The sequence below is a fragment of the Enterococcus sp. DIV1337a genome (genome assembly GCF_051712285.1).
Taxonomy (GTDB): Bacteria; Bacillota; Bacilli; order Lactobacillales; family Enterococcaceae; genus Enterococcus; species Enterococcus faecalis.
On sequence record NZ_JBIOOP010000001.1, the window covers coordinates 2,322,473 to 2,346,928 of the forward strand.

A 24,456-nucleotide genomic window follows, 5' to 3' on the forward strand; every position below is an offset into this window, starting at 1 on the left:
TGCATCGGATACACATAGGCATCACCTGCCTCTCTAACTCAGAGCCACCGTCATACAACTTTCATTGGTAATAGCTTTAGTATACCCTATTAGGTCCGTCAAGAAAACGTTTTTATAAAGAATACCGCCAAAAATCTATTATGAATTTTTTGGCGGTATTCTTTTTTATTGAACCACTTCTGGATACAATAATTTTAAAACATCCATTGTTAAACGGCGTCCTTTTCCAGCGTAAGGGTAAACATGCATATGCATAGCTGGATTAAAGTTTGCTTCAATAATGCCGTACGTTAAGCTATTACGTGTGCCTTTTACGTTTTTGTCAGGAATGATTAAATCAATGCCACAGATTTTCGCGCCTAACGCCGCAACTGCTTCAATGGCGATTTGTTTATAACTATCATCAATGACATCGGTCATATCAATCGAATCCCCGCCCGTGCTAACATTAGAATTTTCTCGCAAGTACACGATTTGCTCTTTTTCTGGCACAGAATAGATAGTTAAACCTTGTTCTTTCAACATTAGTTTTTCTAAATCATTTAACTGGATTAATTCTAGTGGTGCACGGTGATTGGTGCCCCGCAATGGATCACTATTTTTAGCGGCCACCAATTCTTCTACAGTGTGTTTGCCATCCCCGGTAACATTGGCTGGCACGCGCAACATGATGGCTTTTACATCATTATCTAACACAAAGAACCGATATTCTGTTCCAGGTAAAAATTCTTCAATTAAAACCGCTGTGTCCTCTTTAAAAGCAATCCGTAACGCTTCCGTAAAGTCTTCCAACGAAGCGCCTTCTTTAAAAATGGTAATTCCTAGGCCGTAATTTGTTGATTTTGGTTTCACGACAAATGCTTTATTGGCGTAGCGTAAATGTGCTTCTTGTGCCTCAATAAAAGATGAAAATTCTTCACCGCCAGGCACATGGAAACCTGCTGCAGACAAAATTTTCTTGGTCACGGTTTTGTTTTCCATAATCAATGGTACCACGTAGTTATCTTTGCTAGTCATGTTGGCATTTTTGACATATTCAATGTGCTCGCCATGTTGCAGTTTCAAAAATTGCTCTTGTTCATCTAAAATTTCGATTTCCAAACCTTTTTGAATCGCATCAAACAAGAAAATTTGTGTGGATAATTCCATCTCACGGAAACCAGCTAATTGATAAGGGCGTTCAAAGGCCATACTTTGATATTGGTTGCCAAAAATATTCCCCAGTTCACTATTGGAATTCTCTTGAATAATCGTCCACATTTTGCCAGAAACGGTGTCTTGTGGATTCCGCAGTTGTTGATAATACTTACCGACGACTTCTTTGCCTTTACGAATGCCCAAAGCATCTAACATATCAATCATTTCTGAAAAAATCCGATCGCCTTCTGCAATTAACTTAATGGTTTCATGAGGATGACCGAGAGCCACTTGTTCATTAAAAATATCGCCAGTTTTCACCCATTCATCCGCTTCTTCTTTTTCATCTGTCCACAATAAATACAACATGAAATAATGTAAGAAATCCACGGTATCTTCCGTAATTCCCAAACGTGAAAAAGGATTTAAGTCTAAATTACGCAACTCGATATAGCGAATACCTGTTTTAGGCAGATCAGACATTTGTTTCCCACCACGTAAGCGCACAGGCGCATAAAATTCTTTTTCTTCAGAAAGTAAACCATTTTCCACCATGCGATGAATATCTTCTAAATAGCGTTCCAATGAGGCATACGATACTTTCACATTGTCATGATTTCGGTAGCCATACGTACTATTCCGAATGCTGCGAATTGGTTCTTGCGGTTGGTCATCATAGTCTCTAAAGTAGCCGTCTTCACTAACCGGTGAAGCCCCAAAAAGATACGTAATTAACCAGCGATAACGTAAAAAGTTACGGGCAACTTTCATGTACACTTTCGTTTTAAATTGTTTGCAATCTGTCACTTCGGATTGTTCATCATATAACTGCTGAATCAGGGCTTGATCATATTCAAAATTAAAATGAATTCCGCTGACCATTTGTTTTCGTTTGCCATACTCTTTTGCCAAATAACGACGATATAACACTGCATCATATTGATCTAATTTAGCGATTTTAATCTCTTCATCTTTTGTTGGTAATTGTGGTGGCATACTTAATGGCCACAGCATTTCATCTTCTGGAATCGAACGACGAGCCACATCGTGAATGGCATCTAAAAAACGAAGCATTTCTGTGCCGCTATTTGCTACAGGTGTGATTAATTCTAATTGTGTTTCACTAAAATCTGTTTGAATATATGGATGATAAGAACGGTTACCAAAAACCGTTGGATGATCAGTTGTCGCTAAAAGCCCTTCTCGTGTACTACGTTGGTTTTCTTTTTCTAAACCAAAACGAGCCATCAATACGTAAGGACGAACATTTTTCTTTTGCATTAATTCTCTATAATTCATCTTGTCGCCTTTCTTTCTACAAACTATCTGTTTCTCTTACTATTATATAGGAAAACGAGTAAATATGCTGTTTTTTTGAACGTTCGCTTGGGAATTTTCGAGACACTTTTAGAGAGCGCCTTTTTCCGTTATACTGAAAACAACTAGTTTATAGAAAGTGGGGATTGCTCATGAAAAATCGTGCATTACTTTTAATTGACTTTCAAAAAGGCATTGAAAGTCCGACGCAGCAATTGTACCGTCTGCCAGAAGTGTTGGAAAAGGTCAATCAGCGTATTGCTGTTTACCGCCAACACCATGCGCCCATTATTTTTGTTCAACATGAAGAAGCTGAACTACCTTTTGGCTCAGACTCTTGGCAACTTTTTGAAAAACTGGATGCACAACCCACAGACTTTTTCATCCGCAAAACACATGCGAATGCCTTTTACCAAACAAATTTAAATGATTTATTGACGGAACAAGACGTTCAAACGTTAGAAATCGCTGGCGTACAAACCGAGTTTTGTGTGGACACTACAATTCGGATGGCTCATGGTTTAGGCTATACGTGTTTGATGACACCGAAAACCACTTCCACCTTGGATAATGAACATTTAACCGCGGCACAAATTATCCAACACCATGAAGCCATTTGGGCTGGCCGCTTTTTAACTTTTTTGCCTTCAATAAATTGAGGGCTTTTCCAAAAAATTGTTTGTTCACTATGTTTTCTTGTCGTATTTCATGTTAGTATAAGGAAAAAGTGTTCAGTTGATTAGTTGAAGATTTAGAGTGTGGGACATAAGTTGATTAGGCTTGTCTCTCATATTCTGTCTTTTTTTATGTCATCATTCACTAAAATAATAAATAATTGGAGGTATTTTATGAACAAATTTTTTACAGCCCAACGTTTAAAAGACACCGCCTATGTAACAGTCGGTGCATTCATTTTGGCCATTTCAATCAATGCGGTCTTATTGCCAAATAAACTTGTCGCAGGCGGAGCCAATGGCATTAGTATTGTTATTAATTATGTTTTCGGGATTAGTCCCGCCATTGTTCTTTACGCCATCAATATTCCTCTTTTAGTGCTTTGTTTCTTACTTCTTGGGAAAGAGGTCGGTGTCAAAACCATTTATGGTAGTCTTATTTATCCATTTTTTGTAGGAATTACTTCGGGGATGCCTGTGTTAACACATAATATTTTTCTAGCAGCATTATTTGGCGGTATTATTACAGGTGCTGGCCTAGGCTTGGTGTTCCGTGGTAACGCCTCAACTGGTGGGACAGCCATCATTTCACAAATCGTCAATAAATATTTCAAAGTTTCTTTAGGTATTGCCATTTTATTCGTCGATGGTTTAGTCATTTTATCAGCAATGTATGCTTTTAATGCGGATATTGTGTTATTCTCTTTAATTTGTTTATTTACAATTGGTCGTGTCGTTGACATGATTCAAGTTGGTCTGGTTCGCTCGAAGAACGTGATGATTATTTCGCCAAAATATGTCGCTATTCAAGAACGCCTATTACGTGAACTAGATAAAGGTGTGACCTTGGTGCCAATCGAAGGCGGTTACCGAAACGCGAAAGGCATGCTCTTAATGACCGTCATTCGTGAAAAAGATTTTCCCCGCTTAAAAGAAGCTATTCTTGAGATTGATGAAGAAGCCTTTTTAATTTCAATGAGTGCGAGTGAAGTCTACGGAAAAGGATTCAGCTTGAAAAAAGTAGCTGATTCTTATGGTGTTGAAGCTACTAATGCCAATAATTTACAATAGTTTTTTGTAGGAAAAGAGCCGCAAAATCTGTAGAGATTTTGCGGCTCTTAATTTATACTCTATTGTTTAGTCATCTTAAAAAATTCGATTTCTTTATTCAGTTCTTCGATTAATTCGTTTTCATCGGTTAATGTTAAGATTTTCATTCCTCGCTCTATTAGTACACTATTTGTTTCGCAAATTCCCATTCTAACAAAATAAACGCCCAAAAAGTCATATCTTTTTAAATCTAGTGCTAGTTGTTTCATTCGAAGTAAAACAATTTCACACTCAGCCATCTTACAATTTTTCAAATAAATGGTTGATAAATTAGTCAATATAGATATTTCAAGATCTTTAATTTTAGCATATGTACTGTATTTCTTTAAAGAATACAATAACTTATCGGATATGGCTTCGATTGTTTCAAGTGGGAAATAAAACAAAATACCATTAAGTAAGCGAATCTCATTATAATACCATACATCCATTTTCTCTATTCTACTCCAAATTTGACTAATTAGTAGTTTCGATTTACACACATTGCTATTGATTGATTCTAACTGGAAGGCTAACTGAGCTTTTAATAGCATCTGAATATCTTTGATATAATAATCATCCGTTATTTTTAAAAATTTTTCGCATCGTTTTAGCAAGTCCTTGATATTCACTCTGTCTGTATTATTTATTAAAGAATTGAATTCTTCAATGATACACTCTCTTTCCTGGGGCTGATAAACATTACATATATACTCAAATTCAGAAAAACTCATATTTATTTGTTGTAATAAATACTCCATAGTTTGATAACTTGGCATTATTTTACAATTTTCTAATTTGGATAAAGTTGTTCTGGATAATGCTTCATGACAAATTTTTTTCTGCGAAATACCTTTAGACTCTCTGACCTCCTTATAAACTTTCCCAAAATTCCATTTCACCACTATCACTCCTTTTTATAATACTTGTGACTAAAGTGTACAAACTGATTTTTTCTTAATTTTATTTGTTAAGATAATTCTAATCAAAAATTCAGAAAAATACAAATATAGACTGGAGGTGATTATTATTCATATTAATTTTTATATTTTATGGTTTTTCTAATTTTTGATAAAAATTACACAATTAGGAGGACTCTTTATGAAAATCAAAACTAAGAAATACAACGTAGAAGTAAATCATGTACATGTGAACGAGAAAAACAATCTTTTTGGAACGTTAAAAATCACATCTATTAATCCTGCATTTGTATCTGATACAAAAAAACCTACAGAAAATCATATTGTTTGCGGCACATGTCATTGTAGCGCTTCAAACATACGCGCCTAAATTTTGAATGATACATTAAAAAACAAGAGTGGATAGTTTTTCCACTCTTGTTAAGTTATTATGCAAAGGAGTGGTTTTATGAAATTATATTTTAATAATGCTTTTTCTATTGTTAAAGAAGACCAACACTATTTTTTATTTGAGAAAAAAGACCAAAAAAAGACCACTATTAATGAAGATATGTTTCATTTGCTTAATGAAATACAAAAATTAAACGGTATTGATTCAGATAAATATGTAGAAATTTCTTCTTTAATTATGGAACTTAAGGAAAAAATATATTGACTTCCATTTCACAATTATCTTGTGATAATTTTTTTATAAAAAACTATTCAGTAGAGATGCTGTTTATAGAATTAAGTAAAAAATGTAATTTAAAATGTCAGCATTGCTATAATGAATCTTTATATTCTATAAAAGATACTCTAACTACTGCTGAGCTATTTAAACTTATTGATCAAGCCAAATCTTTAGGCATTTTTAAAGTTCAATTAACTGGTGGAGAACCTCTTCTTAGAAAGGACATCGTTGATATTTTGGAATATCTATTTAAATCAGGTTTTTCAATAAAAATATTTACTAATCTAACTCTTCTAAAAGATAAGCATCTTTCTTTAATAAAAAAATATCATATTAGTATTGTTACAAGCTTAGATTTTTTAACAGATAAACAACATGATACATTTAGAGGAAAAGTAGGAGCCTTCAATGCAACATTAACTTCTATCAAATTATTAAAAGAAGAAAGAATTCCTGTCAGAGTGAATTCAATATTAGATGGAAAATCTAACATTGAAATTGAAAACTTCGTTAATTTTTTAAAACAAGAACTTACAGTTGATTATTTGATGGATATTATAATTCCTACAGGTAGAGCTGATTGTGTCGACATTAAAGAGTTTTACAGGTTAGTTGAAGCTTATAAAGTTATTGCAGTAGATCAACAAACTAGTTCTACTCAATTTACATTCGAAAATGAATGCAACATTTCAAAAAATTGTATCTATGCTAATGACTGTGGCATACAAAAGAGTTTTTTATTTATCGATCATTTAGGCAATGTGGGTATTTGTCCCTCATTACGCATAGATCATTCATCTATGTTTTGTTTAGGAAATATCTTACACACTCCCTTGGAAAAAATGTGTGCCTTAATGGAAACTAAAAAAAATGATATAGAATGCCGTCATAAAAAAAATTGTGCCTTTTTTAAAAATTGTCATGGAGGATGTCGCTCAAGAGCGTATCATTTTTCTAATGGAGATATCAATTCCGTAGACCCTGTGATGTGCAATCTATTTGATATATTGGAGGAGCATATTGATGAAGTACACAAATTTAGAGTTCCCTAGCATAACGCTCGCTTCTGGTTTATCAGAAGCCAACGTATTAAATATTATTCAACAAGCATTAGAGCTCAATATTCAAACAATTGTTTTAACCGAGCCTTCTCAAAATTTAGTCTCTACACTACAAACTAAATTTCCATCCGTAAATTTTAATAAGTTGTTCAATCGTTTTATTTGTGATGAATCTCCATTACCAAAAATTTTCCAGTGTTCCTACCGAAGCATTTCTCTATCCTCGTTGAACAAACTGAACAGTTTAAGCGACATTTTGTTTTATAATATTGAAATTGATAAAAGCTTCAGCAAAAGTAAACTTATTAAAGCATTAGATATTTCAAAAAATTTCAATGGTTATACAATATGTAATCCAATCATCTTTCCTGACATAGATAGTCCGTTGAATATATATGATAGTGTTATTCATTTAATTTGTAATCACTCTAATAAATACTTATTACTCGAAAAAAAACATTTAAAAACGAGTTTAATTCAAAACCATCCCTGTAATATACATGTATGTTCGGGTAACTCCTGTCATGAAAAAAAATCTGGATTACCTACACAACTTTTCATAGATAACAAGTTACAATTATATGCTGATAATGAAATTTTTTTAGGTGAATTAACTGACAACCTTTTATATGAGATACTTTTGGACAAGAAAGAATATTATTTAAGTATGTTGAAGTCAGTCTATTCTACTTATGTATTAAATCATTCTTACAATTATTTTCCTTTAGCGTATTATATACATTTACTACACGGGGAGGGATTTTTTGAAAAAAAGACATGCTAATATTATGTTAACTGATAATTGTAATCTAAATTGTTCATTTTGTTATGCAACAGATTCTGAAGTCTCTCATCAAAGCATTCCTTTTGCACATTGTAAAAACATCTTACTTTCTTTAAAAATTCAGGGATGTAACTCTATATCTTTCACTGGTGGGGAACCCCTTCTTTATCAATATAGTAATGAGATATTCTATACTGCTAAACATTTAGGATTTCATACTACGTTATACACAAATGGAACTATTATTGATGAAAATCTTCTGGATTCAAATGTAATTGATTCTTTTATAGTTAGTGTAGATGGTCCCTCAGCTATTCATGATATTTTAAGAAAAAGGCGAGGCAGCTATAAATCAACTATACAAAATATTAATAAAATAATTAAAAAAAACATACCTTTAACCCTAGCTACTACTGTGTCTAGTCAAAATTTTGAAACTTTAGATGAACTTTCTGTTTTGATAAAAAAAATAAAACCAAATTTTTGGAGAATTAATTCTTGCCTGCCTATAGGAAAAGCATTAAACAATATTCTGTTCGCCAATTCAAATAATATTTATAAAAAAATCGTTGCTTACTCTTTAGATAAGGACCTTCCTTTAATAATTACAGATTTACATTCCGTAAAATCACTAAAAATTGATTATCAGAAACAAATAGATAACTTCTTTTCATCTATTTGGATATCTCCTGACACATCAATTTCACTCTATCCAAGGTCATTAGGTGCAAAAACTATCTGTTTGCCATTAGAAAATTTAACTCTCCTTGATTATTTGTATAAGGAGATTTCTCAAGACTTTGATTCTTATTTAAAACAAACAGAAGCAGAGATAATAAATCCATATTTTATATTAGAAAAATTATTCATAGAAAGGACATCCCACCTCGATGCTTAAATTTTTATTCAGTAAAAATCGAAAGTTATTCCTTGCTACATTTCTGATGACATTACTTTTCGCTACCTACAAACCGATTTTTTCGCTACTGATTTTATTCGACTCCAATTATATTAAACAAGAACAAACTTTACCTTTTTACATCTTAGTTTGTATCAACTTAGGAATTCTATTTAGTCTTGTTTTAATTAATTTAGGATCACAAATTGTTCAACAACATTTTTTTGCCAGTTCTTTAAAAAAAATGAATAATCAAATGTACCAAGCTTTGATTCGGTTACCGCTGGCTACTTTAATAAAAAAATATCCTACAGAAAAAGTTGTTAAAATAATGACGATTGACAATCCTTTTGTGATAAAAAAATATCTAGGTGCGCTAATTAGTTTGATTTATTTTATTTGTTCATTTTCTCTAGGTTCGCTATTAATTCTGACAATTAATTGGCATATTTGGCTCTATTTATTAGGCTTAACGTTGATTTCTTTTTTTACAACGAAACATTTTGTCAAAAAAATCGCTATACATCAAAAAAAATTTAATGATTCACAAGCTAATATTGTACAAACATTGCAAGATATTTTTGAAGACTTAGCAGTATTAAAAATTTTTTCTATTGGCAAACGTCTCTTTCCTCGTTTTTCTCAAAAAAACAAAGAAGCTGAAAAACATTTTTTCAAGAATAATTTTTTCCAATCAACGATAACAGTTATTAATGATACTTGTGGGTGGTTTATTCAAATTGGTTTGTTATTAATAGGTATTTTTTTAATTCGCCAGCAAGAATTGACTTTTCCCGAACTATTAGCGATAACACAATCTGTCGAAACAATTACTACTCCTATTTTTTGGCTCTCAACTGTATTAACAGAACTTTATTCTACAAAAGAGATTCGCAAAGTTAATGATGTCTTGCTTTCCAACGAACCTGAACTTCTTCATTCTTCTATAGTTCCCAAAACAATTTTATTTAATAATGTTTTGATTACTTATGAAGAAAAAAATATTGGTCCGATTAATTTAGAATTATATTCAGAAAAAAAGTATATAATCATTGGTAAAAACGGAAGTGGAAAATCATCTTTCCTAAAATTATTGACACAAGAGATAAATCAGTATCAAGGAAAAATATTATTGAATCAACAACAAGAATTACGCACAGTCGACTTCTCGACAATGATTGGCTATGTTTCCCAAAAAGCCAAGCTTTATGATGGGACAGTCGCGGAAAATATTACTTCTTTCAATAAACCTAATAAAGAGAAGTTATATGAAATTGGTAAAAAAGTTTTTGGTGCCAATTTTGAAATAATTTTCAATCAATCTACTGCCACAATCAGCGGTGGTGAGGCCATGTTGGTTTCCTTGGCTCGGGCGCTATATGAAAATCGTCCATTTTTATTGGTAGATGAACCAACTTCTTCAACAGATAAAGAAAATACTGAAAAAGTTTTATCCCTCTTAGCTGAAAGTTCTAAAACAGTCCTTGCTGTTCTTCATCATGTAAACAATGATATTTCGAGTAAATTTGATGAAGTAATTCAAATGTAAAAGAATATACCCCATTTTCAAAGTTAGACTTTTTAATCTAAGTTTGAAGAATGGCGTATATTTTTGTTTGATTATAATATTTTTTCTGTAGAGATTTTGCGGCTCTTTTTACATCTTCATCCAGACTGGTTCTAAGCTATTGCCATCCAAATCTTGCACCTCTAAGCCATACATTTGCTCTTCTGGTATTCCCATATCAACTCGGTAACAGTTGCCTCCGTTAGCTTTGGCAGTTTCGCCAAACTGTTTTACGGCTTCGGCACTCTCTAAACTAAAGGAAATTAATGCTCCACTGGTTGTTTGCGCATCAATAATTTGCTTTTCTTGGATAAATTTTCCATAAAAATCATGGTTCAACAACATAGTCCAAAATTGATCATCCCACATCATCGAACTAGCTTCCTCTGATGAAAATTCCTCGTTCTTTTTGAATCCAAGTTTTTCATAAAATGCTGTAGAACGTTGAACATCCGCTACTGGGAAGTTAACAAAAACCATTGTGCCCATGTGAATCATTCCTTTCTTTTATTCATCTGCGACAGCTAACTGTGCGTTACGACAAAATCAATAAGCTTGTTTGGTTTATACTAGCATATTCATAAAAGAAATGTTACTAAAACGTTTTCTTAAGGTAATTCTCGATAAGCCAAGTGCTGAATGATTTCACTATGTTGTGGATAATCGTTTAACAACTCCGCTTGAGTAAATAATTCGAAGTCTTCAAACTCAAAGCCTGGTGTAACCACGCAACTAACCAACGCAAATCCTGTCGCTACTGTAGAGCCAAAAATTGTGCCGGCAGGAACTGAGAACGAAAGCTGTTGTCCTTGAACCAAATCTTTCCCTAACTGAACAGCTTGATACGTTCCATCAGGAAAAATACAGTGAACGGTTAATGGCTGACCATCGTGAAAAAACCATAATTCATCTGCTTTTAAACGATGAAAATGTGACGGACTTTCTGTATTTAATAGAAACAAAATCGCTGTATGCAGCGCCCGTTCGCCTCGTTCGGTCGGAATCAATTGTTCACTTTTATTGGTTTGTTTAAAATAGCCGCCCTCCGGATGCGCTTCTAATCCTAACTTCTCAATCCACATTTGCTCTGTCATCTTCTCCCTCACTCCTTCATTTTTTTAGAAACGATTTAGGAAGAACTTAGAACATCCGTCCCAATCCTAAAATAAACGGCGGGACAGGAGTAGCTTCTTCATTCTTGAAGCTAAATACTCCTGTCCCACGTTCTTCCCAAACCTGTTATTTTCTACAACTAAACATCTTTTAATAAGCCTTTAAATAAGCCCATTGCGAAATCGTTGGCATTGAATGGTTCTAAATCGTTAATGCCTTCACCTAGACCAACTAATTTCACTGGCAAGTGTAATTCATTCCGAATAGCAATGACAATACCACCTTTGGCTGTTCCGTCTAGTTTGGTTAAAACTAAACCAGTGACATCGGTGGTTTCTTTGAACTGTTTGGCTTGTGTCATCGCATTTTGCCCAGTAGTTGCGTCCACGACTAAGAGAACTTCGTGAGGCGCATCTGGAATTTCTCGTTGGATGACTCGTTTGATTTTTTCTAATTCCTTCATTAAGTTGACTTTATTTTGTAAACGACCTGCTGTATCCACTAATAAAACATCGGCCTGTTCTGCTTTGGCACGTTCCACTGCATCGAAAACGACCGCTGCTGGATCGCCGCCAGCATTCCCACGTACAACTTCAACGCCAGCCCGTTCGCCCCAAACAACTAATTGATCGATGGCGCCCGCTCGGAACGTATCGGCAGCTGCCATTAAAACTTTCTTTCCTTCCAGCTTGTATTGATGCGCCAATTTACCAATGCTGGTTGTTTTACCAACTCCATTAACACCGACAAATAAAATCACGGTTAAGCCATTTGGCTGTAAGTTAATTGCATTATTTTCATTAATTCCTGCTTCTTCATACAAATCAACCATTTTTTCAATGATGGTATTTTGAACTTGAGCTGGTTTTTTCACGTTTCGCAGTTTCACTTCTTGTCGCAAGGCTTCTGTAATTTTTAAGGATGTATCAAAGCCTACGTCTGCACCAATTAATGTTTCTTCTAATTCTTCAAAGAAATCTTCATCGACGCTTCGGAAATTAGCAAACAATTCGTTCAACCGTTGCCCAAATGTTTTACGCGTTTTTTCCAAGCCTTTTTCATATTTTTCTTGGACTTGCTCTTCTTTTGACTCTTCAATTTTTTCTGAACCCTGCGTGTCTGTTGGTTCTGCCAACGGAGTCACGACGCTACTTTCTTCCTCGGGCGCTTCCACAACAACTTCTTGTGTTTCTTCTGTCAGGATTTCTTCTGGCTCTTCTTCTTCTAACGCTTCTTCTACATCAACTAATTTTTCCATTTCAGCGTTGTCTGTTAAATCAACTGTTTCTGTGACTTCTTCCGCTGTCGTTTCTGGCGTTGTTTGCGCCTCTTCTGTTGCGACTTCTTTTGATTCAGCAGGCGCTGATTCATCACTAGTTGTTTCGTCTACTGTTTCTTCAACGATCTCTTGTTTTTCTTCTTCCTTTTTTTCAGCGGAAAAAGCTTTTTTTATTTTATCAAAAAATCCCATTCTTATTGGCCTCCTTCCAACGGCGTTAAAATATATTCTTCGACCGCTTTGGCAACGCCATCTTGGTCATTCGTGTCTGTCACGACATCTGCAGCTTCTTTGACTAATGGAATCGCATTTGCCATTGCGACACCTAAGCCAGCGTATTCAATCATCGGTAAATCATTTTCTTCGTCGCCGAGGGTCATGATTTCTTCCGCACGGATTCCTAAATCTTTGGCTAACAAGGAAATACCATAGGCTTTCGTAATCCCTTTTGGCATAAATTCTAATAAGTTATTTCGCGTTTTAATAATTTCAAAGCGCTCATAAAAAGAGGCCGGAATTTCCTTGATGCGTTCATTTAAATACGCTTCATCAATCGCAACAACAACTTTATTATAAATTCGATTTGGGGTTAATTCTTCTAATTTGTAGGACTCAAAGGTTAATAATTTGTTTAGAGAACTATAAATTGAAGGATAATTTGGTGCAGAAGGCAGTTGCATCACGACCTCATCTGATAAGACATCAAACGGCATGTTGAGTGTGGTTGCTAATTGGTAGAGCTCATGAATTGCTTCCAAAGGCATCAGTGTTTTCTCAATAATGGCCCCTGTATCATTTTTTTGAACCAACCCACCGTTAAAAGTAATGCTATAATCGCCTTCATCTTGTAACCCTAATTCTTCTAAGTAAGGACCAATGGCTGCCAAAGGTCGACCTGTGCAGATAACAACTTTCACTCCTGCTTGTTTCGCAGCCATCAGTGCTTGTTTATTCCGTAAAGAAATCTCTTTTTGGCTATTTAATAATGTTCCATCTAAATCAATAGCAACTAATTTTATCAAACGTTCGCTCCTCCTTGCTTCTGGCTACTTGCTTTTTTCAATTGCGCCACCTTCTTTGACCTCTTCCAAACGAACTGAAACGATTTTTGAAACCCCAGATTCTTGCATAGTCACGCCATATAAAACATCTGCGGCTTCCATTGTTCCTTTACGATGTGTCACTACAATAAACTGTGTGCCATCTTCAAATTCGCTTAAATAATGGCCAAAACGAGCAACGTTGGCTTCATCTAAAGCTGCTTCTACTTCATCTAAAATACAGAACGGAACGGGTCGAACACGAATAATTGAAAAGAGTAATGCAATCGCCGTTAATGCCCGTTCGCCTCCAGACAACAAGCTTAAATGTTGTAATTTTTTCCCTGGTGGTTGCGCCTCAATCTCAATCCCTGTATTCAAGAGATCCTCTGGGTTGGTTAGCACCAGTTCTGCCCGTCCGCCACCAAACATATTAGGAAATACCACTTTAAACTGGCCACGAATTGCTTCAAAGACTTCTTTAAACCGTTCTTTCACTTCTTGGTCCATTTCATCCATGGTTTCAAATAATTGTTCTTTCGCATTTAATAAATCATCACGTTGACTGACTAAAAATTGGTGACGTTCATCGACTTGTTCAAATTGCTCGATGGCACTTAAGTTAACGGGTCCTAACCGCTCAATTTCTTGTTTTAGGCGTTTCACTGTTTGCTGCGCTTGCGCCAAATTATCGATTGGGAAATACGCTTCATAGGCAGCTTCAAAGGTTAAGCTGTATTCTTCCTGTAAGTAACTTAACGAGCTATCTAATTGCATTTCTGCGCGATTTTTTAAGACTTCGATTTGTGTTTTATCTGCTAAATACTGTTGTTGGCGTTTGTTTTCTTCCGCTAATTTTGTATCTAACTCGTCTACTTCTTCTTGTAACGCTTGTCGTTGACTGCGTGCCGTTTGTAAAGATGTTTGCAACGCTGTTTGTTTCTCCGCTAATTGCGCGACTTGTGCCGCTAAGCCTTCTTCGGTTAACTGGTGATCACTAGAATGGCTACTTAGTTGTTGTAGCTGTTGACGGATGGCCGTTTCTCGAATCAACAATTCGTCCAATTGTTCTTGTTTGTCTTGTTTTTGACGAGCAAAATGGGCACATTGTTCCGCCGCTACTGCTTGTTCTGCTTGAACTGTCGTCAAGCGTTCTTGCGCTTGGGCTTTAAAAGTTTCCATTTGGCTAGCTTCTTGTTCCACTTGTTTCATTTCAGCATCTAAACGTTCTTTCGTTGCCGTTAAGCTTGCTTGTTGCTCTGTCAATGTGGCTTTTTTCGTTTGATATTCGGTTAAGAATTGATGCAATTCCCGCGATTCATATTCAAACAGGCGTTTTTCTTTTGTTAAACGAGTAATCGTTTCTGTTTGATTGGCTAATTTATTGTCAATTTCTTGTTGTTTTAAGCGATTTTGTTCACCAGCAGAGCGCAACATTTCTGCACGTTCCGTGGCTGTTTTCACTTCTTGCGAGAGCGCTTGGACTTCTTGTTCCACACTTCTTAGTTGTGTTTCTAATTGAGTCATTTGTTCAGTGATTGTTTGAAGTTCTTGCGCTTGTGAAAATAGACTTCCTTGGTTGCCACGTTTATTGGCTCCCCCAGTCATCGAACCGCCAGGATTCATCACATCGCCTTCCAATGAGACAACGCGATATTGGTAATTGACTAATTTTGCTAACTGGTTGGCACTCGTTAAATCTGCCGCTAAAATCGTAACGCCTAACAAATTTTGAATAACGGTTTGTACCTGTTCTGGATAACGAACTAACTCACTGGCAATCCCTACGAATCCCTGTGCACCGGCCAAACGATTCTGAACCATCGCTGATACAGAGCGCGGCTTAATGGTGGTCAATGGTAAAAAGGTTGCCCGGCCACTGTGTTGTTGTTTTAAGAAGGTAATACCTGCTCGACCATCTTTCTCATTTTCCACAACAATATGTTGCGCCGCGCCACCTAAGGCCGTTTCAATCGCCAACGTATATTCTTTAGGCACTTCAATTAATTCGGCCACTGCACCAACAATCCCAGTTAATTGGTTTTTATGACGCAATACAGCTTTCACGCCTTGATAGAAGCCAGCGTAATTTTCCTGAATTTCTTGCAAACTTTTTTGGCGTGCCTTCGCTTGTTGCACTTGATTCATCGCTTGGTACATATCGTTTTGACGCTGTGCTAATCGTTCACGTTTAGCTTCAAGCGTTGCTTTCAACACTGTGTATTCTTCCAGCTGTTCTTGTAAGCCTTGTTTTGCGACTTTTTGCTCTTTTTCTAGCGTCTCTTTCATTGCGAGAGCTTCAACCATCTGTTCTTCTAGCGCTTCGTGTTTTGCTAGCGATTGTTGATTTTTAGCTGTTTCTTGTTGATATTGTCGTTCTAAATATTTTAAGTCATTGGCTGTATTGGCTTGTTCTTGCATGACTTCAACATATTGACTGCGCAATTCTTCCATCAATTCTTTTGAAGACTTACTATATTTTTCCACATCTTTCGTTGCTAAAGCCAGCGCTTCTTTTAACGTCTGACGTTGTGCCGTTTTTTCTGCGATTGCTGTTTCCAGCGTCTGCAATTCTTCTCGATAACGAACAATTTTTTCGGCCGTTTCTGCCAATGTCTCTTCGTATTCGCTTGCCGTTTGGGAGGTGTGTTTGGAACGTTCAATTAAAACATTTTTTTGTCCTTCTGCTTGTTTCAACGCTTCTGTCACTTGTAATAATTGTTGTTGTTCCGTTTCAATTTGTTCATCTAAACGATTGCGCTTGCTTCGTAAACGTACCAATTTGCCTTCTAGGTCATGGACTTGCTTACTTGCGCCAGCTAACTTTTCTTCAATGGCTGTTAATTCTTGCGTTTTCGTTTCCCAAATAGCTTTTGCTTCTTGAATTTCGGCCACAGTTAAATTGACATCAATTTCGGTAAGTTCTTCTTTCAAAGCTAAATACTTTTTAGCCGCATCTGCTTGGGCGGCTAGAGGAACTAATTGGTCTTCCAACTCGTAAATGATATCTTGGACACGACTTAAGTTGTCCTCGGTTTCAAAAAGTTTTTGTTCAGCCTTTTTCTTCCGTTGTTTGTATTTTAAAACGCCCGCTGCTTCTTCAAAGATCCCACGACGGTCTTCAGGTTTACTATTAAAAATCGCTTCAACTTTCCCTTGCGAAATAATTGAAAAAGATTCTTTGCCTAACCCTGAATCCATAAATAAATCTTGAATATCTTTTAAACGGCACGCTTGTTTATTAATAAAAAAGTCACTTTCGCCCGTTCGTTTTAAACGACGGGTGACACTAATCTCACTATAATCCAATGCTAAATAATGGTCGCTGTTGTCTAACGTCACGGTAACTTCCGCAATATTTAGCGGCTTACGACCTTCCGAACCGGCAAAGATAATGTCGTTCATTTTGCCACCGCGAAGGTTTTTCGCAGATTGTTCACCTAATACCCAGCGAACGGCTTCCGTGATATTACTTTTCCCACTTCCATTCGGACCAACCACTGCTGTCACATCATCTTCAAATTCAATAATGGTTTTATCTGCAAATGATTTAAATCCTGTAATTTCAATTCGTTTTAAATACACGAATATTGCTCCTTCCAGCCTTACTGAGGAATACTTTTCAGTGCCCGCTCAGCGGCATCCTGTTCAGCTAACTTCTTCGATTTTCCTTGGCCTAACCCAATGAGTTCACCATTCATGTAAACTTCAGTGAAAAAGGTGCGGTCATGAGCAGGGCCTTCTTCTTTAATTAAGCGATATTCAATTGAAACATCGCCTTTACGTTGTAAAACTTCTTGTAATTGTGTTTTGTGATCCATCTCATGTGAAAAAGCACCGGCATCAATTTTCGGAAAAATAACGTCTTCAATAAATTTCTTGGCTGCGCCAACTTTTTGGTCTAAGTAGAGGGCACCTAAAAAGGCTTCAAATAAGTCACATAATAATGATGCACGTGTTCGTCCGCCCGATGCTTCTTCTCCTTTACCTAATAAAATGTAGTTGTCGAAGTGACATTCTTTCGCAAATTTGGCTAAACTATCTTCCCGAACGATGGCTGCGCGCATCTTCGTTAATTTTCCTTCTGGAAGTTCTGGGAATTTTAAATACAAATATTGTGAAACAATTAATTCTAAAACTGCATCTCCTAAAAATTCAAGACGTTCATTATCGGATAATTTTAAATAGCGATGCTCATTCACATAGGATGAATGAGTAAAAGCTTGCTCTAATAGATTGACATCATGGAAAACAATGCCGTAACGTTCTTTTAACTCTGTTGTTAACTGATTGTCCATTCTCCACATTCCTTTACATTTATTTACACCTTGTTTCATTATACTTTTTTTTTCACTTTTTTTAAATGGTTCTATTCAGAAAAAGCCTGTTATTTACTGTGTTCTCATTATTTTTTAGAAAAAAATAAATAAATAGAGCTATGACTGAGATAAAAGCGTTTGTTTACGTAAGAGATAGAAAGAGCGTGGGACAAAAATCACTTTGGATTTTTGCGCCACGCTCAAAAACTGATAAACGGCGGGAACAGAAGCAACTCCTCCTTATTTCTCGGAGTTAAACACTTCTGTCCCGACCTCGTTCTATCTCTATTAAATCAGCGGAACGTTGTTTAACGTTTTTCCGCAGTGACACCCACCGTTGCCCATGGATTATCTTTCGTATCAACTGCCCAAGTAAAGTCAACTACACGGTCGTTGACAGGCAAGACTTCATTTCTGTAAAGCGTTGGGATTACAAACGCTTCATCAATAGCATACTCTTGCCAATCGTAGAAGGCTTTTTTACGTTTTTCTTCATCAAATGATGCTTTTGAATCGATCGCATCAAGTAATTTAGTATTTTCTTCTGACTCAAAACGTGTGTAGTTAAAGGCTGAGTTTGGACCATATAAGCCGGTTGGTGAAGGATCTGAACCTGTGCCCCACGCGCCTTGATAGATATCTACTTCTGGGTCATCATTTTTCAATTTATCATAGAATGCTTGGAAATCAATTAAGCGTCCTGTTGTATACGTTACGTTTAAGCCAATTTCTTTCCATTGTTGGACATAGTAATCAGCAAGTGGTTGTGCAGTTTCGCCACCTGACATTGAAGCAAACTTGATTTCTAGTGGTTTGCCTTCTTTGTCTTCGCGAATGCCATCGCCGTCTACGTCTTTATAACCAGCATCATCTAATAATTTTTTCGCTTTGTCTAAATCAAGCGTATAGCCTTTCGCTTCGCTATCATGCAAGCTCTTGAAGACTGGTGGAATTAACGTTGTTGCGCCTGTTCGTAAGCCGTTGTAGAATTTTTGGCCGACTGCATCATTGTCAATTGCATAGCCCATAGCTTGACGTAAGCTTTTATCTGCCATTTTAGCTTTTGGATTGTATTTCACTGTATTTGTTTCTTTGTCAAACGTACCCATTTTAAAGCCAATATACGTGTAGGCTTGTTCGGGACGTCCTAAGATTTGATACCCTTCAGTATCTTTGTAGGTTGGATACGTATCTGTTGGCATCGATAACGCAATATCATATTGTTTCGCTTTCATCGCTTCTACAATGCTCGCAGAAGGAACAGATTTGAACACTAATTTATCTAATTTAGGTTTGCCACCATAGTAATACTCATTTGGTAGGTACTCAACAGACTCACCCGTCACAATATTACTCATGTAGTATGGTCCATATGAAATAGGTTTTTTACGAACTGCATCGCTTGATTCCATGTCTTTGACAGCAATTCCTTCAAAAGCATGTTTTGGTAAGGCCGATGACCAAATACCACCGCCAACCTGTTGCATGCCTGGGTGAACTTCTTTATAAGAAATTTTAACTTCTTTATCATTGATTTTTTCTATACCAGAAATGGTTGGTGATTTACCATCATGGTAGTCTTCCATACCAACAATATTCGTAAAGTTATCATCATAACGAATCCCTGTATAGTCTTTATGTCCAATGACTTCATAAGAGAAAATCACGTCATCTGCCGTCACATCTTTACCGTCGGACCATTTCAAATTATCACGTAATTTAATGGTTGCTGTATTGGCCTCTTCATCTAATTTCAGATCTGCGGGACCACCATCGACAATCTTAAAGTCTGCATCATTGTTGAATAATGACTGCATAGCAGGATCCATGAACTGATAATCGTAGTTGTCTTGATAAAATTCTTTCTGGAAAAGTCCTTGGAATTGTGTATCCATAACTACAGCGACATCTAATGTCCCGCCATCAATTGCTTTTTTATCATTTTTAACAGCGATTGGCATTTTTGAAATATCTTCTGTTTCCGTTGCTTTATTGCCCCCGCCTTTATTGCCGCCACCACATGCAGCTAACCCGAATACTAACACAGAAGCTAACGTGATTGCACCTAAAATCCGTTTCTTGTTCATCTCTTTTCCTCCCTCATTTTTTGGCTAATTAGCCTAATCGTTGTCGTGCATCTGCTGAGCGCTTAAATGCTTGTCCAACATAGTTTATACTTAACATCAAGACTAAAATTAGAATTGATGCAGGTAACCAAACCCATTGTTTATTGACTAAGACATCCCCACTGCTGGCGTAGCCAATTAAGGTTCCTAAACTTGGGACACTTTGTGGTAACCCGAAGCCTAAGAAAGTTAACGTTGTTTCGATCCCGATATTGGCCGCGAAATTAATCGTTAAGTTCGTAATAATTAATGAACTTAAATTCGGCATAATTTCTCGAAACATAATTTTAAAATCGCTTGTTCCCATTGTCTTAGAGGCACTGACGTAATCTCGGCGCCCTTCAGATAACGTTTTACTGCGGAACAACCGCGCTTTTCCAACCCAATAAAACGCACACATAATCCAAATAAAGGACCAGATACTATATTTAGGAATCACGGAAACGAACACAATAATAATTAACATAATTGGCAAAATCATAATAAAATCCACGATACGCATCAAAATATTATCAATCATGCCTCCATAATAACCGGAAATAATCCCTAAACCGACCCCGATAATAGACGTAATAATCGTAATGGCAAAACCGATTAAAATCGAGTTTCTAGCCCCGATAATCAATTGACCTAAAACATCACGACCACCTTCATCAGCACCTAAAATGAACTTGGTTCCATTCATTGTAACGGTACCTGGTTCCGCATATTTATCTAAAATACTTACATGCATAACGGCACTTTGGTCTAACACTAACGAACCGATAAAAACGGCTAATAAGATAATGACCAAAAGGATTAAAGAAAACATCGCCATTTTTTCTTTGACGAATTCTCGCGCAATCATCCGAAAGCCCATTGGCGGAATACTTTCTTGTAAGACTTCTTCTCTTTTTTCTTCTGTCAATTCCATTTTTATCACCCTTTCTTCGTGTTTTTTCTACTGAATTCGAATTCTTGGATCAACAATACTCATTACAATATCAGAAATTAAGGTTCCGATAAGGGTTGCCAATCCCAAAATCAACACGAGAGCGGTAATAACGGAATAGTCACGTTGAATGATACTATCAATAAATAATTTTCCAATTCCTGGGAAAGCAAAAATCTTTTCAATAACGACTGATCCGGCAATCAAAGCAGTAATTTCATAACCTAATTGAGAGGCAATTGGTAATGCTGCATTTCTAAAAATGTGTCGATTAAAAATTTTATTCGTTGGCACTCCTTTTGAACGAGCAGTACGAACAAAGTCCATGTTTTTAACATCAATCACTTCACTGCGCAAATATTGAATAGTGACCGCTGTCCCCAGCAACGCTTGAGTGACCCCTGGTAAAATTAAATGCTTCAGTTTATCTAAATAATACGGCCACGTTCCCTCAGCCAAACCGACAGTCACGGTTCCACTCGTTGGGAACCAGTCTAAGCGATACCCAAAAATAAAGAGCATAATCAAGGCAAAGATGAATAATGGCACAGCAAAACTGAAGAAGTTGTAGATAACCACCATTTTGTCAAACCATGAATTTTGGTAACGGCCAGCAATTAAACCGAAAGGAATGGCGATTAAATACGTGATTATGACTGATACAGCAGCTAATGCAATCGTATTCCCCACCCGACCAGCAATGAGTGTAGACACAGGTAATTTAAAGATAAAACTATGCCCAAAATCCCCATGTAAGGCATTGCCAATCCAACGGAAATATTGTTCGTACCAAGGATCATTTAACCCGGCAGCTTCGCGCATGGCTTCAATCACTTTCGGGTCTTGGTTCGGATTAATCAATCCTGTAAACGGATCACCTGGCATCATTTTAGCCAACAGGAAAATCAAGACACTTAAAATAATCACTTGCGGAATCATCAATAACAAACGGCGTAAAATTGTTTTCCACATTATTCAGCACCTCCATTTTTTAACGCTACTTGGTGGGTTGGACTAATCGCATGTAGGTCATAAACCCGCCCATTTTCATCATAATAGTCTTTATGATTTTCCCGATACTCTTGCTCAACTCTTCTTCGTTCTTCTTTGTGAGCTTCTCGGTTCGCTACGTCAATTTTAGGAATTGCTGAAAGTAAACGTTTGGTATAAATGTGTTGTGGATTAGTGTAAATATCTTGGCGTGTACCGATTTCTACAAAACGGCCTTTGTACATAATAGCAATGTTGTCACACATATGTTTAACTACACCCAAATCATGGGAAATAAATAAGTAACTTAAGCCATACTCCTGTTGAATGTTTTTCATAAAATTCAATACCTGTGCTTGCACAGATAAGTCCAGTGCTGAAACAGGTTCATCCGCAATAATCAATTTGGGGCTAGTAGCCACCGCTCGGGCGACGCCTAAACGTTGGCGTTGCCCACCAGAAAATTCATGAGGATATTTGTACAACGCATCTTCTGGCATCCCCACAATGTCCAACAAACTTTTGACTTTTTTCTTTTCTTCTTGGTCACTTAATCGTTCAAAATTTCGAATTGGTTCGGCGATAATATCTAACACTCTTTTTTTAGGGTTTAAACTTGACATCGAATCTTGGAAAATCATTTGAACATCTTTGTTGTATCCAATCGCTTTTCGACTTCGCGACTTGGTTACATCTTGTCCTTGATAAATAATTTCACCATTTGTAATTTTTTCTAAACCAATAATTGCTTTTCCTGTCGTTGATTTTCCAGAACCCGACTCACCAACTAACCCATACGTTTTACCTTGTTCAATCATGAAATCCACACCATCAACCGCCAAAACATGATCAGTGATTCGATTGAAGAAGCCGCTGCGAATTGGATAATGAACTTTTAAATCTTTAATTTGAATAATTTCTGTCATTACGCTTCCCCTTCCCCGTCTCTAAAATGAAAATGTTTATAACATGTACAACGAACAAAATGATTCGGTGCAACTTCATGTAATGTTGGATTTTCTTCATGTTCCGATGCATCAATCCAAGGAATCCGTGGGGCAAACCGACAACCTTTTCTAGGTAATTTGGTTAACGAAGGAACAATCCCTTCAATCACATGAAGTTCTTCTTCATCGGAATTCTCTTGGGGAATGGACTGAAGTAAGGAACGTGTATATGGATGTTTCGGATGACTAAACAATTCTTCAGCAGTGGCTACTTCTACAAACTGACCCGCATACATAACCGCTACACGATCAGCCATTTCCGCAACTACACCTAAGTCATGGGTAATTAAAATAATGCCGCTTCCCGTTTCTTCTTGTAAATCCTTTAACAAATCGAGAATTTGTGCCTGAATGGTAACGTCTAAGGCCGTTGTTGGTTCATCTGCAATTAAAATCGGTGGTTTACACGCGATTGCAATGGCAATAATCACCCGTTGGCGCATGCCGCCAGACAATTCATGAGGATACTGTTTCCCGACACGCTCTGGGTTGGGAATCCCCACTTGATCTAACAGTTCAATGGCCCGTGCTTGTTTTTGTTGTGCGGTCATTTTGGTATGATACGTGAGACTTTCTTTAATTTGGTCTTCAATTCGCATGAGCGGATTCAGTGCAGACAACGGATCTTGGAAAATCATCCCAATATCGTTTCCTCTGACTTTGTTGTACAATGTTTCATTAAACGTGGTTAAATTTAAATTGTTGTATAAAATTTCCCCAGTAATTTTGGTATGATTGGGATCATGTAAGCCCATAATCGTTGTTGCTAAGGTACTTTTTCCACAACCAGATTCTCCGACGATTGCCAGAATCTCATTTTTCTTCAATTCAAATGAAACATCATCGACGGCATTATAATAATCATCTTTGATTCTAAATGCTGTTTCTAATCCTGAAACCTCTAGTAATTGTTCATTTCCTTGCATCCATACGCACCCCTTACGTCCTTTCAAAAACATTATATAAATTAACTAATATTTAATGATAGCACTTTCTAATTTTTATCAATGTTAATTTACAGCTCATTGTTTTTTCATAATTTTATAGAATTATTCCATAAAAAGCAAGATAAAATAACTTTTTTCGCAGTTATTTTTTTACATGTATGATTTTTTTTACAAAAATATGTGTAAAAATAGTCTTATTGCTTAATAAAAGAACCATTATGTACGCAAAAAAAAAGTCGATTAACAGGACTGTTAATCGACTTTGTCTTATTATTTTTTATGAATTACTCACAATATAATCTACAGCGGCACCAACTGTTTCAATTTTTTCTGCATCTTCATCTGAAATCTCTGTTCCAAATTCATCTTCAAGTTCTAAAACAAACTCCATTACGCTAATTGAGTCAGCGTTCAAATCATCTTTAATGTTTAATTGATCTGTTACTTGATCCGCTTCAATATCAAAGTGGTTTGAGATAATCTTCGCTACTTTTTGAAGTACTTCTTCACGAGTCAACTGTATTCACCTCCACTGCTTTTGAAAAAAGGTTCTTTCTTTTACTAAAACGCTAAGATACATTGTACTC

The 24,456-nt window shown here is 36.3% G+C and carries 22 protein-coding genes; 8 read left to right on the forward strand and 14 right to left on the reverse strand.

Annotation, left to right across the window (positions count from 1 at the left end):
• Nucleotides 1-165: 165 nt before the first annotated feature.
• Entirely contained in the window at nucleotides 166-2,436 is a 2,271-nt protein-coding gene (gshAB, locus tag IGL49_RS11020) for a bifunctional glutamate--cysteine ligase/glutathione synthetase (RefSeq protein WP_104854441.1), read from the reverse strand.
• A gap of 170 nt (nucleotides 2,437-2,606) precedes the next feature.
• Here gshAB and IGL49_RS11025 point away from each other — a divergent pair, with 170 nt between their 5' ends.
• Together IGL49_RS11025 and IGL49_RS11030 are read left to right on the forward strand one after the other, a co-directional pair.
• Nucleotides 2,607-3,113: a cysteine hydrolase family protein gene (locus IGL49_RS11025; RefSeq protein WP_104854440.1), complete on the forward strand. Its 507-nt coding sequence runs from the start codon at nucleotides 2,607-2,609 to the stop codon at nucleotides 3,111-3,113.
• A 189-nt stretch (nucleotides 3,114-3,302) separates the two neighbouring features.
• Nucleotides 3,303-4,199 carry a YitT family protein gene (locus tag IGL49_RS11030; RefSeq protein ID WP_002354953.1) on the forward strand — a complete coding sequence of 299 codons (897 nt, stop codon included), beginning with the start codon at nucleotides 3,303-3,305 and terminating at the stop codon, nucleotides 4,197-4,199.
• Between the two features lie 59 nt (nucleotides 4,200-4,258).
• On the opposite strand, the gene IGL49_RS11035 is transcribed toward IGL49_RS11030, so the two are convergent.
• On the reverse strand, nucleotides 4,259-5,119 hold the full coding sequence (locus tag IGL49_RS11035; RefSeq protein ID WP_240185130.1) for a helix-turn-helix domain-containing protein: 861 nt from the start codon (nucleotides 5,117-5,119) through the stop codon (nucleotides 4,259-4,261).
• Between the two features lie 199 nt (nucleotides 5,120-5,318).
• Between IGL49_RS11035 and IGL49_RS11040 the strand changes: the two genes are divergently transcribed.
• The 6 genes from IGL49_RS11040 (at nucleotide 5,319) to IGL49_RS11065 (ending at nucleotide 10,099) form a co-directional block, all read left to right on the forward strand.
• Entirely contained in the window at nucleotides 5,319-5,507 is a 189-nt protein-coding gene (locus tag IGL49_RS11040) for a hypothetical protein (RefSeq protein WP_104854439.1), read from the forward strand.
• Nucleotides 5,508-5,585: 78 nt separating this feature from the next.
• Nucleotides 5,586-5,792: a hypothetical protein gene (locus IGL49_RS11045; RefSeq protein ID WP_241690082.1), complete on the forward strand. Its 207-nt coding sequence runs from the start codon at nucleotides 5,586-5,588 to the stop codon at nucleotides 5,790-5,792.
• Nucleotides 5,789-6,859, forward strand: coding sequence for a radical SAM/SPASM domain-containing protein (locus IGL49_RS11050; protein ID WP_241690083.1), 1,071 nt, complete (start codon nucleotides 5,789-5,791; stop codon nucleotides 6,857-6,859). Before IGL49_RS11045 ends, IGL49_RS11050 begins: the two co-directional genes overlap by 4 nt.
• On the forward strand, nucleotides 6,831-7,652 hold the full coding sequence (locus IGL49_RS11055; RefSeq protein ID WP_104854438.1) for a hypothetical protein: 822 nt from the start codon (nucleotides 6,831-6,833) through the stop codon (nucleotides 7,650-7,652). The genes IGL49_RS11050 and IGL49_RS11055 overlap by 29 nt, the downstream gene beginning before the upstream one ends.
• On the forward strand, nucleotides 7,633-8,550 hold the full coding sequence (locus IGL49_RS11060; protein ID WP_104854437.1) for a radical SAM protein: 918 nt from the start codon (nucleotides 7,633-7,635) through the stop codon (nucleotides 8,548-8,550). Before IGL49_RS11055 ends, IGL49_RS11060 begins: the two co-directional genes overlap by 20 nt.
• Nucleotides 8,543-10,099: an ATP-binding cassette domain-containing protein gene (locus IGL49_RS11065; RefSeq protein WP_104854436.1), complete on the forward strand. Its 1,557-nt coding sequence runs from the start codon at nucleotides 8,543-8,545 to the stop codon at nucleotides 10,097-10,099. Before IGL49_RS11060 ends, IGL49_RS11065 begins: the two co-directional genes overlap by 8 nt.
• 108 nt (nucleotides 10,100-10,207) lie before the next feature.
• On the opposite strand, the gene IGL49_RS11070 is transcribed toward IGL49_RS11065, so the two are convergent.
• The 12 genes from IGL49_RS11070 to acpP all read right to left on the reverse strand — a co-directional run bounded on the left by IGL49_RS11070 (nucleotide 10,208) and on the right by acpP (nucleotide 24,386).
• A complete protein-coding gene (locus IGL49_RS11070) occupies nucleotides 10,208-10,606 on the reverse strand; it encodes a VOC family protein (protein ID WP_104854435.1) in 399 nt (132 codons plus the stop codon).
• A gap of 119 nt (nucleotides 10,607-10,725) precedes the next feature.
• Nucleotides 10,726-11,211, reverse strand: coding sequence for a cupin domain-containing protein (locus IGL49_RS11075; RefSeq protein ID WP_104854434.1), 486 nt, complete (start codon nucleotides 11,209-11,211; stop codon nucleotides 10,726-10,728).
• 158 nt (nucleotides 11,212-11,369) lie between these two features.
• Nucleotides 11,370-12,701, reverse strand: a complete 1,332-nt coding sequence (gene ftsY / locus IGL49_RS11080; RefSeq protein WP_104854433.1) for a signal recognition particle-docking protein FtsY — start codon at nucleotides 12,699-12,701, stop codon at nucleotides 11,370-11,372.
• A gap of 2 nt (nucleotides 12,702-12,703) precedes the next feature.
• Nucleotides 12,704-13,531 (reverse strand): Cof-type HAD-IIB family hydrolase, encoded by an 828-nt coding sequence (locus IGL49_RS11085; protein ID WP_104854432.1) that lies wholly within the window; start codon nucleotides 13,529-13,531, stop codon nucleotides 12,704-12,706.
• Between the two features lie 24 nt (nucleotides 13,532-13,555).
• A complete protein-coding gene (gene smc / locus IGL49_RS11090) occupies nucleotides 13,556-17,134 on the reverse strand; it encodes a chromosome segregation protein SMC (protein WP_104854431.1) in 3,579 nt (1,192 codons plus the stop codon).
• A gap of 20 nt (nucleotides 17,135-17,154) precedes the next feature.
• Nucleotides 17,155-17,847, reverse strand: a complete 693-nt coding sequence (rnc, locus tag IGL49_RS11095; protein ID WP_002354946.1) for a ribonuclease III — start codon at nucleotides 17,845-17,847, stop codon at nucleotides 17,155-17,157.
• A 329-nt stretch (nucleotides 17,848-18,176) separates the two neighbouring features.
• Nucleotides 18,177-19,955 carry an oligopeptide ABC transporter substrate-binding protein Opp2A gene (opp2A, locus tag IGL49_RS11100; RefSeq protein WP_104854430.1) on the reverse strand — a complete coding sequence of 593 codons (1,779 nt, stop codon included), beginning with the start codon at nucleotides 19,953-19,955 and terminating at the stop codon, nucleotides 18,177-18,179.
• Nucleotides 19,956-19,983: 28 nt separating this feature from the next.
• Complete coding sequence (gene opp2C / locus IGL49_RS11105; protein ID WP_002365358.1) at nucleotides 19,984-20,907, reverse strand: oligopeptide ABC transporter permease Opp2C; 924 nt, start codon at nucleotides 20,905-20,907, stop codon at nucleotides 19,984-19,986.
• A gap of 27 nt (nucleotides 20,908-20,934) precedes the next feature.
• On the reverse strand, nucleotides 20,935-21,897 hold the full coding sequence (opp2B, locus tag IGL49_RS11110) for an oligopeptide ABC transporter permease Opp2B (protein WP_002354943.1): 963 nt from the start codon (nucleotides 21,895-21,897) through the stop codon (nucleotides 20,935-20,937).
• Nucleotides 21,897-22,841 (reverse strand): oligopeptide ABC transporter ATP-binding protein Opp2F, encoded by a 945-nt coding sequence (gene opp2F, locus IGL49_RS11115; protein WP_104854429.1) that lies wholly within the window; start codon nucleotides 22,839-22,841, stop codon nucleotides 21,897-21,899. The genes opp2B and opp2F overlap by 1 nt, the downstream gene beginning before the upstream one ends.
• Entirely contained in the window at nucleotides 22,841-23,881 is a 1,041-nt protein-coding gene (gene opp2D, locus IGL49_RS11120; protein ID WP_002365359.1) for an oligopeptide ABC transporter ATP-binding protein Opp2D, read from the reverse strand. Before opp2D ends, opp2F begins: the two co-directional genes overlap by 1 nt.
• A gap of 265 nt (nucleotides 23,882-24,146) precedes the next feature.
• Nucleotides 24,147-24,386 (reverse strand): acyl carrier protein, encoded by a 240-nt coding sequence (gene acpP / locus IGL49_RS11125; protein WP_002354939.1) that lies wholly within the window; start codon nucleotides 24,384-24,386, stop codon nucleotides 24,147-24,149.
• Between the last annotated feature and the right edge of the window lie 70 nt (nucleotides 24,387-24,456).